This is a genomic window from Candidatus Acetatifactor stercoripullorum, from assembly GCF_944382095.1.
GTDB lineage: Bacteria > Bacillota > Clostridia > Lachnospirales > Lachnospiraceae > Acetatifactor > Acetatifactor stercoripullorum.
This window is the reverse complement of sequence record NZ_CALWMU010000018.1, coordinates 20352-30449: the sequence shown is the minus strand read 5'-3', so window position 1 is coordinate 30449 and position 10098 is coordinate 20352. Positions and strand designations below refer to the sequence as shown.

Annotated in this window: 8 protein-coding genes; 7 read left to right on the top strand and 1 reads right to left on the bottom strand. The window is 49.3% G+C overall.

The genetic code is table 11. The annotated features are described in order from the left end of the window. The first annotated feature begins 19 nt into the window (after positions 1-19). The 5 genes from SHK35_RS07125 to SHK35_RS07105 all read left to right on the top strand — a co-directional run bounded on the left by SHK35_RS07125 (position 20) and on the right by SHK35_RS07105 (position 6699). Positions 20-2257 (top strand): leucine-rich repeat domain-containing protein, encoded by a 2238-nt coding sequence (locus SHK35_RS07125; RefSeq protein WP_318709232.1) that lies wholly within the window; start codon positions 20-22, stop codon positions 2255-2257. 57 nt (positions 2258-2314) lie between these two features. Next, positions 2315-3226 (top strand): S8 family peptidase, encoded by a 912-nt coding sequence (locus SHK35_RS07120; protein WP_318705126.1) that lies wholly within the window; start codon positions 2315-2317, stop codon positions 3224-3226. Between the two features lie 111 nt (positions 3227-3337). Continuing rightward, on the top strand, positions 3338-4750 hold the full coding sequence (locus SHK35_RS07115) for a 2-isopropylmalate synthase (RefSeq protein ID WP_318705125.1): 1413 nt from the start codon (positions 3338-3340) through the stop codon (positions 4748-4750). A 34-nt stretch (positions 4751-4784) separates the two neighbouring features. Further along, positions 4785-5504, top strand: coding sequence for a GntR family transcriptional regulator (locus tag SHK35_RS07110; RefSeq protein ID WP_318709231.1), 720 nt, complete (start codon positions 4785-4787; stop codon positions 5502-5504). Next, positions 5491-6699 carry an NADP-dependent isocitrate dehydrogenase gene (locus tag SHK35_RS07105; protein ID WP_318705123.1) on the top strand — a complete coding sequence of 403 codons (1209 nt, stop codon included), beginning with the start codon at positions 5491-5493 and terminating at the stop codon, positions 6697-6699. Before SHK35_RS07110 ends, SHK35_RS07105 begins: the two co-directional genes overlap by 14 nt. A gap of 55 nt (positions 6700-6754) precedes the next feature. On the opposite strand, the gene SHK35_RS07100 is transcribed toward SHK35_RS07105, so the two are convergent. Then, entirely contained in the window at positions 6755-8668 is a 1914-nt protein-coding gene (locus tag SHK35_RS07100; RefSeq protein WP_318705122.1) for an ABC-F family ATP-binding cassette domain-containing protein, read from the bottom strand. Positions 8669-8790: 122 nt separating this feature from the next. Here SHK35_RS07100 and SHK35_RS07095 point away from each other — a divergent pair, with 122 nt between their 5' ends. Beyond that, positions 8791-9438, top strand: coding sequence for a redox-sensing transcriptional repressor Rex (locus SHK35_RS07095; RefSeq protein WP_318709230.1), 648 nt, complete (start codon positions 8791-8793; stop codon positions 9436-9438). A gap of 12 nt (positions 9439-9450) precedes the next feature. Then, complete coding sequence (locus tag SHK35_RS07090; RefSeq protein ID WP_318705120.1) at positions 9451-10074, top strand: hypothetical protein; 624 nt, start codon at positions 9451-9453, stop codon at positions 10072-10074. Positions 10075-10098 lie beyond the last annotated feature (24 nt).

Genomic DNA, 10098 nt, shown 5'->3' with positions numbered 1-10098 from the left:
GAAAGAAGTGGGAAGATGTATGAGAAAAATGGAGCTTCATAAGAGTAAGAAAAAAATGAGCGGGATTCTGCTTATGATCACTGCGCTCATCATTATGCAGCTTCCTGTAACGGAGGCAGATGCGGCAACATCTGCCTCCGATTTTAGGATAGAGGGAAGTACACTGGTAAAGTACCGGGGAACAGAGACCAATGTGTCTGTGCCGGATACTGTGGAGGTTATTGGGGAAAGCGCCTTTGAGGGAGATACCAATATTGAATTGGTAGTGCTTCCCAATTCCGTAAGGCGGATTGAACCTTACGCCTTTTGGGGCTGTGATAATCTGGACACGGTGGTTTTGGGAAGAGGTCTTACGGAAATAGGTGATTATGCTTTTACGGAGTGCAGGGGACTTGAACAGATGACCATTCCCTCTAATGTGAGAAGCATAGGAATTCAGGCCTTTGCAGACTGCGTAAATCTCACCGATATCACGATTCCGGATCAGGTGACGAATATCCATGAGACAGCCTTTGACGGCTGTTATCAGCTGACCATACATTGTGATGCGGGGAGTGTGGCGGATCAGTTTGCGCAGGAGTTTTACGTAAGGCAGAGTGAAATGCCGGAATACGAGGATGTGCCTGATTACCAGTATGAGGACGATGCTTCCGGGGATGGCTCAGGAGAAGCTGTTGACGGTACTGCAGATGCTTCCGGGGAATCGGGTACACAGGACGATCAGACAGAGGAGACTCCCTCTCAGGACGGCTCGGGTACGGAAACCCTTCTGGGGAGCACTAAAATTGTAGGAAATCAGGCGGTTTTTTTTATAGATAACACAAGTCCTACCGTCTTTGACGGAAGCCAGGGAGGAAGTGGGCAGGCAGGAGCGGATGGCTCAGACACAGGAAACGACGCAGGAGCAGCGGATGCCGGTGCAGCAGTAAATTCCGCAGAAGCTGGGGAAGCCGGGGAACGGCTGGCCAAGTATACGATTGTAGATCAAAGAATCGTGGCGGATCAGGCGTATTACAGAAATGAGACTTTGGAGAACCTGACGCTGCCCGAGGGCATAGAGGAGATTGGACAGTTTGCCTTTGCCAGAAGCAGCGTGACACAGGCGGTTCTTCCGGAGGGAGTGGAGAGAATCTGCTATGGGGCCTTTTACCACTGTGACCAGCTTTCTTCGGTAGAACTGCCGGAAACCGTTATGCTGGTGGAACCTAAGGCCTTTGACCATACAGCCTGGGTGGAAAATTTTTTGGAAAACGGACAGGAAGATTTCTTGATCAGCGGCGGTGTGCTGGTTGCATACAGGGGGAATGCCTCCCAGGTGGAAATTCCGCAAGGCGTCAGAATCATTGCAGGAGAAGCCCTTAAGGATCACAGTGAGATCACCAGTGTGACCCTTCCGGATACCCTTTCCTCTATCGGGGAAGGCGCTTTTGAGGGCTGCAGCGGACTTTCCGAGATTGTGTTCGGACAGCAGGATACCTTGGTGGAGATTAAGGATAGAGCCTTTTTCGGCTGTGCTCTTGAGAGCGTTTCTCTTCCGGCCTCTGTGGAGAGACTGGGAACCAAGGCCTTTGATGAGGAGGCAGCTGTGAGCAGTGAAGGAGCTCAAATGCCGGAAACTACTTATGAGACTTCTGCCCAGAGACTATCCAATGAAGCCTATCGGAACTATCCGGAGGAAACGGGAGAGCCGGGCGTTGCAGTGACCGGATATGAAGGAGCCACAGCTTCCCTGGAGGGAGCGGCGCGGGCTTATACCCTGTCTGTAAATCCACAGGGGGACAGAGCTGTTTTGGAAGCTGCTTTCCAGAGGAGCCTTGGGACAGCGCTTCCGGAAAATACGCTGGTTTTGGAGCTTATACTGAGCGATAACAGTGGAATCCCTTTGACGAAGCTTGGAACAAGGCAGCTTACGGTGACGCTGCCGGTTCCTGATTCCCTGAAGGGTGAGCAGGCCCAGGTGTATACTGTAGACCGAAACGGACAGCTGGAGCAGATTTCCTCCCAGCGAATTCTTTCCGGGGATGTGGAGTGCATCCGGTTTTCTGTGAATCAGATTTCCTCCTTCGGAATCTGCGGCACGGGGGAAGCCCTTGACGACAGTGAGATATTAGAGGAGACTGTTCAAAGCACCAGCATGAGCGGACCTGAAGCAGGCAGTGACAGCGCCTTGGCGTTTGCTCGTTTTCTGGTGGGAGGAGCGCTTTTGATTACAGGAGCCATACTTTTATTTGTCAGAAGGAAAAGAGAAGAAACGTAACGAAACCATTGCTCCGGCATAAGATAGGATAAAGTATATGCCGGAGCAATCATTATTATGCAGCGTGTAAGAGAACAGATTGGGGCGCAGCCGCTGGAGGAATTGCCGGAGAGGCCGGTGACGGTAGCGGTGCTGGATACGGGGATCGCAAGGCATCCTGATCTTTTTGGGAAATTGTTATGCTTTCGGGATTTTGTAGGGCACAAAAATGTAATGTATGACGATAACGGGCATGGTACTCATGTGTGTGGAATTATCTGCGGGAGCGGCATTCTGTCAGAGGGACGCTACCGGGGAATCGCTCCGGAGGCCAGACTTGTGGTGGGAAAGGTTTTAGACAAAAAGGGAGATGGAACCACTGAGAGCATGCTGGAGGGATTAAAGTGGATCATGACCGTCCGGGAGAAATATGATATCAGAATTTTAAATATATCGGTAGGTATTGGAAATCTGGACGAGGAGAAAAAGGAAAGGGCTCTGAGAGAACGGCTGGAGGCTGTCTGGGACAGCGGAATAGCAGTGATTTGTGCGGCGGGGAATAAGGGCCCCGGAAACGGCAGTATTTCTTCCGTAGGGGGAAGCAGGCGGATGATTACGGTAGGATGCCATGACGGGATTTACTGCCGGGACAATCCCAAGAGATGTGAAACCTATTCGGGAAGGGGAAATCTGGCCGATTCCATCAGAAAACCGGACCTGGTGGCACCCGGTACGGATATCATATCCTGTAATATGGGGTATCAGAGCGTTCATGGAAAAATAAAAAACGCTTATATCGCAAAAAGCGGAACCTCCATGGCCACTCCTATTGTGGCCGGGGCGGCAGCCCTTGCGCTGCAGAAGTTTCCTGAACTGACCAATGAGGAGCTGAAGCAGAAGCTGACCATGACAGCCACCGACCTGGGGGAGCCCTGGAATAAGCAGGGATGGGGCATGGTTCATGTGAAAAGATTGCTAAAAAGCTATTGACACACCTGGTATGATTGTATACAATTATACGAGGCAAGCTGATAAATACAAAGCGTGCATGTGCATCCGCACACAAATGAACGCCTGAGCACAGGCAGATGGGAGTGCCCTATGAGAGAGAATGACACATTTCAAGATCGTCCTGTCACCATGAACCAGAAGAATAATCTGCTGCAGATTGAGGAGCATATGTACATATTAGACGATGTGGATAAGCCTAATGTGTTCCGTAATATGTTTCCTTATTCCGAGGTTCCAAAGATTCCTTTTAACGACAGGATCGTTCCCCACAATATGCCTAAGGAAATCTGGATTACGGATACCACCTTTCGGGATGGACAGCAGTCCAGAGCGCCTTATACCACGGAGCAGATTGTAAAGATTTTTGATTATCTGCATGAGCTGGGCGGACCCAACGGAATGATAAGAGCCAGTGAATTTTTCCTGTACAGCAAAAAGGACAGGGATGCGGTTTATCAATGTATGGAGAGAGGCTACCGGTATCCGGAGGTCACAAGCTGGATACGTGCAAATAGAGAGGACTTTAAGCTGGTAAAAGAGATCGGCATGAAGGAGACGGGTATCCTGGTAAGCTGCTCTGACTATCATATTTTTTTAAAGCTGAAGATGACCAGGCGCCAGGCTATGGAGCATTATCTGAGTGTGATCAGAGAGTGCTTAGAGGAGGGAATCAGCCCCCGGTGTCATTTGGAGGATATTACAAGAGCGGATATTTACGGCTATGTGGTGCCTTTTTGCCTGGAGCTGATGAAGCTGATGAAGGAGTACCAGATTCCCATTAAAATACGGGCCTGTGATACCATGGGATATGGCGTGAATTTTCCTGGTGCGGTGATTCCCAGAAGCGTACAGGGAATTATTTACGCCATCCATACCCATGCGGGTGTGCCTCATGAGCTGATCGAATGGCATGGTCATAATGATTTCTATAAGGCGGTGACCAATTCCACCACGGCGTGGCTGTATGGCTGCTCGGGCGTGAATACGTCGCTGTTTGGCATTGGTGAAAGGACGGGGAACACCCCTCTGGAGGCCATGGTGTTTGAGTACGCCCAGCTGAAGGGAGATTTAAACGGCATGAATACCACTGTAATCACCGAGCTGGCAGAATACTATGAAAAGGAAATCGGATATCAGATTCCGCCCAGAACTCCTTTTGTGGGCAAGAATTTCAATGTGACCAGAGCGGGGATACATGCGGACGGATTGTTGAAAAATGAAGAGATTTACAATATTTTTGACACAGAGAAGTTTTTGAACCGCCCGGTGCTGTGCGCCGTCTCCAACACCTCGGGACTGGCAGGCATAGCCCACTGGATCAACACTTATTACAAGCTTAAAGGAGACAAGCAGGTGGATAAAACCAGTGAGCTGGTAAAAGAGATCAAGAAATGGGTGGACGAGGAATATGCGGGAGGACGGGTGACCGTGCTTACGGACGAGGAGATCGTAGCCTGTTTAAACCGTATATGTCTGGAGAAAAACATAACCATTGGTGAATAAGCCCAAAGCAAGGCTTATCGGAAAGGCATGAAAAGTGAGCAAGTATGATGTGAAGCAGGAGGTAACGGACAAGTACTCCCTGCGGGGCCGGGTATTTCACCGGCTCAGGGAAGATATTCTCAACGGAAAATATGAGGAGCATGAAGAACTTCGGGAGGTTGCCATAGGCGAAGAGCTGGGAGTCAGCAGAACACCTGTGAGGGAGGCTTTCAGGCAGCTGGAGCTGGAAGGCCTGATTCAGATTATTCCCAACAAGGGAGCCTATGTGACGGGCATCACCCAAAAGGATGTGAAGGATATTTATATGATCCGTTCGCTTTTGGAAGGCCTGTGTGCCAGATGGGCCACGGAGCACATTACAAAGGAGCAGCTTGAGGAGCTGGAGGAGAACGTTTATCTGGCCCGGTTTCACGCAGAAAAAGGACATTTGGAGCAGCTGGCGGAGCTGGATAACCGCTTCCATGACATTTTATATGAGGCCTGCAGCAGTAAGATACTGGAGCATCAGCTGAAGGATTTTCACCAGTATGTGCTGCGGGTGCGCAGAAAAACCCTTTCCAGCGCAGACAGAGGGCCTAAGTCCAATGATGAGCATGAAGAGCTTTTAGAGGCAATCAAGGCGGGAAACGCCGGGCTGGCAGAGCAGCTTGCAAACCGCCATATGATAAATGCCTATGAAAATATGGTAAAAAACGGGCTGAATGAAGCCTACGGGAAACAAGAAAAGGAGACCGAAGCAAATGGAAAAAATTAAGATGACAACGCCTCTTGTGGAAATGGATGGAGACGAAATGACCAGAATTCTCTGGAAGATGATCAAGGATGAGCTTTTGCTTCCCTACATTGACCTGAAGACAGAGTATTATGATCTGGGCCTGGAGCACAGGAATGAGACCGACGACCAGGTGACGGTGGATTCCGCAAAGGCAACCTTAAAGTACGGTGTGGCCGTAAAGTGCGCAACCATTACGCCAAACGGCGCCCGGATGCAGGAATATCATCTGAAGGAAATGTGGAAGAGCCCAAATGGCACTATCCGCGCCATTCTTGACGGTACCGTATTTCGCGCACCCATCCTGATAAAGGGGATTGTGCCTTATGTGAAAAACTGGACAAAGCCCATCACCATTGCCCGTCATGCCTACGGCGATGTGTATAAAAACACAGAGATCAAGGTGCCGGGACCGGGCAGGGCGGAGCTTGTTTACACGGCGGCAGACGGCACGGAAGTAAGAGAGCTGATTCACAATTTTGAGGGACCTGGAATTCTTCAGGGCATCCATAATACGGAAAAGTCCATTTCCAGCTTTGCAAGAGCATGCTTCGGGTATGCGCTGGATACCAAGCAGGATCTGTGGTTTGCCACAAAGGACACGATTTCCAAGAAATATGACCACACCTTTAAGGATATCTTCCAGGAAATTTATGATACAGAGTACAAGGAAAAATTTGAAAAACAGGGGATTACTTATTTTTATACCCTGATCGATGATGCGGTGGCGCGGGTGATCCGCTCCGAGGGAGGATTTATCTGGGCCTGCAAGAATTATGACGGAGATGTGATGTCGGATATGGTGGCAACCGCTTACGGAGATTTGTCTATGATGACCTCCGTGCTGGTTTCTCCAAGTGGAGCCTATGAGTACGAAGCGGCTCACGGCACCGTACAGCGCCATTATTATAAGCATCTGAAGGGAGAAGAGACCTCCACCAATTCCATCGCTACCATCTTTGCATGGACCGGCGCTCTGAAAAAGAGAGGGGAGCTGGACGGCAATGAGGCGCTTTGCGCGTTTGCGGACAAGCTGGAGAAGGCCTGCATAAAGACGGTGGAGGATGGAAAGATGACCAAGAGCCTTTCTCTGATTTCCACCTGTGAAAATCCTGTGATTTTAAACTCCCTGGAATTTATTCAGGCGATACGTGAAACGCTGGAGACTCTTCTGTAGGAAAACATTAAGGAAATATTGCAGATTTTTCAGAAAAAGAATGGGAAATCCCGGCTTATCTTGCCAGGATTTCCCATTCTTCATATAAGGCTTCCAGCTGTGCATCCACCTGTTCCTGTTCCTTCGTAAGCTCCATAAGCTTTGCGGCCTGGGTGCCCAGGGAAGGGTCGGAAAGCTGTGCGCGCAGCCGCCCAAGCTGCTCTTCCAGTGCGGCAATTTTTTCCTCACATTTTTTTAAATCGTTTTCCTTTTTCCGAATCCGGGCCTGCTCCTCCTTTTGGGCTTTCCAGTCCTGCTTTGCTTCGGAAGAGGAAGGGGCCAAAGAGGGGGCAGAAACGTCAGCGGGAGCAAAGGAAGCCCTGACGGTATCTCTTTTTTCCAGATAATAATCATAATTTCCAATGTAATTGACAAACCGACAGGCCGTGAGCTCTAAAATGCGGTGGGCGGTCTTGTTGATAAAATAGCGGTCGTGGGAGACGTAGAGGACTGTGCCCTGATACTGGTTTAAGGCGTCTTCCAAAATCTCCTTTGACATGATATCCAGATGATTGGTAGGCTCATCCAGAATCAGGAAATTGGCGTTGGAAAGCATCAGCTTTGCCAGAGATACCCGTCCCCGTTCTCCGCCGCTTAAATCTGCAATGCGCTTGAATACATCGTCCCCCGTAAAGAGAAAGGCGGCCAGCACATTGCGGATTTCTGTGTTGGAGAGATTAGGATACTCGTCGGAAATTTCCTCAAAAAGAGTTTTTTCACTGTGCAGCACATGATGCTCCTGATCGTAGTAACCGATCTCTACATTGGCGCCCAGACGGAAGGAGCCGCTGTCAGCAGGAAGCAGGCCGTTGAGTATTTTGAGCAGGGTGGTCTTTCCCGTGCCGTTATCTCCGATAATGGCTGTATGCTCCCCTTTTTTCAGTTCAAAGCTTACATCCTGAAACAGGGTGTGTCCATCGAAGCTTTTGCTTAAGCCCTCCACCGAAAGCACATCCTTTCCGCTCTCCCTGCGGGGGGTAAGGGTAAGCTTCATGTCCGCCCTTGCCTCTGTGGGCCGTTCGATCACGTCCATCTTATCCAGCAGCTTTTCCCGGCTTTCCGCCCGTTTGATGGATTTTTCCCGGTTGAAGGAGCGCAGCTTTTCGATGACCGCCTCCTGATGCTTGATTTCCCGCTGCTGATTCATGTAGGCATTCCAGGCTGCAGCCCTAAGCCTTTCCTTCTTTTCCGCATAGGCAGAGTAGTTGCCCAAAAAGGTTGTGGACTTTGTCTGGTCGATTTCTATGATCTTTTGGGCAATGCGGTCCAAAAAGAAACGGTCATGGGACACAACCAGCACAGCGCCCCTATAATTCATCAGATAGGTTTCCAGCCAGGAAATGGAATTCATGTCCAGATGGTTGGTGGGCTCATCCAAAATAATCAAATCCGGCTTCTGTAAAAGCAGCCGCCCCAGGGCAACTCTGGTTTTCTGGCCTCCGGAGAGGGTGGAGACGGGCTTTGCAAATTCCTCTTCCTGAAAGCCAAGCCCCTTCAGCACGCCCATAATCTCGCTTTTGTAGGAATAGCCGTTTTTGGTTTCAAAGGCATGGGTGAGAGCAGAGTACTCCCGCATCAGCTCCTCCAGCCGGCCATCGTCCGCAGACTTCATGCTTTCCTCACATTCCCGCATGCGCTCCTCCAGATCGATGAGCTCCTGCTTCACAGACAAAAGCTCCTCATAAATAGAACGGGAGGTATCCGGCTCGCTGTTTTGGGCAAGATACCCCAGCGTCTTGTCCTTAGAGAGCACTGCGCCACCCTGGTCGGGTTTAAGCTCACCCACGATAATGCGCAGAAGCGTAGTTTTGCCCGCGCCGTTTATGCCTACGATGGCGGCCTTTTCATAATCTTCTATATGGAAGCTGATATTTTCCAATACTTTGTTTTCGCCAAATGCCTTGGATATATTTTGACAGGAGAGTATCATAATTTATTCCTCCTCAATAGTATCATAATATTTTACCTTGGAGAAATAATCCTGTCAATTCATTGACAAGTTTTTAACATTCGTCTATAATAATTTTATAAAATAGTTTGGAGGTAGTATCTTTGGAAGAAAAAGAAATTTCTCAAGCTGTCATCAGCCGTCTGCCAAGATATTTCCGTTATCTGGGAGAGCTTAAGGATGAAGGGGTTGAGCGGATATCCTCCCAGGAGTTAAGCGAGCTGATGAAGGTGACGGCATCCCAGATTCGGCAGGATTTTAATAATTTTGGCGGCTTTGGACAACAGGGCTATGGTTATAATGTGGAATATCTCTATAGGGAAATCGGCAAGATTCTCGGGCTGGATGAGAAGCATAACTTTATTATAATAGGAGCGGGAAATTTAGGACAGGCGCTGGGAAATTACCTGAATTTTGAGCGGCGAGGCTTTATTTTCCGGGGAATGTTTGACAAAAATCCAGCGCTTGTGGGCAAGGACGTCAGAGGGGTAAAGGTTATGCCCATGGAGGAGATGGAGCGCTTTGTAAAGGAGAACGATATCGATATCGCCGTGCTTACCATTCCCAAATCGGGTGCGGAGGAAGTGGCGGAGAGGCTTGTGGCAAATGGAATCCGGGCAATCTGGAATTTTGCTCATGTGGATTTGAATGTGCCGGAAGGGATTCAGGTGGAAAACGTGCATCTCTCCGACAGCTTGATGAAGCTATCCTATAATATCGGCTGTTATAAGCGGGAAAAGGATAAAGCATAGCAGGAGGAAGCTATGGGGAGCGAGGATAAAAAGGAAATTTTTTCAGGGGCCCTTCAAGGGAAAAAAATTCCAATATTGACGCTGGACAATAAATGGTACCGGCTGCTGGACGAGACGGGCAGGACAGCTGCAGGAGAGCTGACAGAACACCTCAATGAGCTTTTGCGCAGACAGGGAAAGCTCAATACAGAGTCCAAGGAAATCAGGAAGCTGAAAAAGAAGCTGATGAGCGAGATTGTGCCTATGGTCAATGAGGCAGAGCAAAGCCAAAATGCCGCCCTGGAGCAGAAAATAGAGGACAACAAGCGCCTGATTGCAGAGTGCAATGAAAAGCTGGAAAAATATCAGGACGAGATGCTTGAATTGCCCGGGGAGATTGACCGAGTCAATTTTCAACTGATGCTCTTTACCATGGAATGCTGTTATAGGACCATGAAGGAAAACCAAGGGGCTATTCAGGAGATTACGGACTGGGTGACGCAGGTCAGGATTGACTTAAAAAAGAATCTGATCCGCAGACAGGAGATGGAGCAGCAGAATCAGGAAATCTATTCCTATATGCACGATGTGTTCGGAGCGGATGTGGTGGATTTGTTTGATATGAGCATGCTTCCGGAGAATTCTTCGGAAAAATAACAATGGGAACCATGCTTTGCGGGC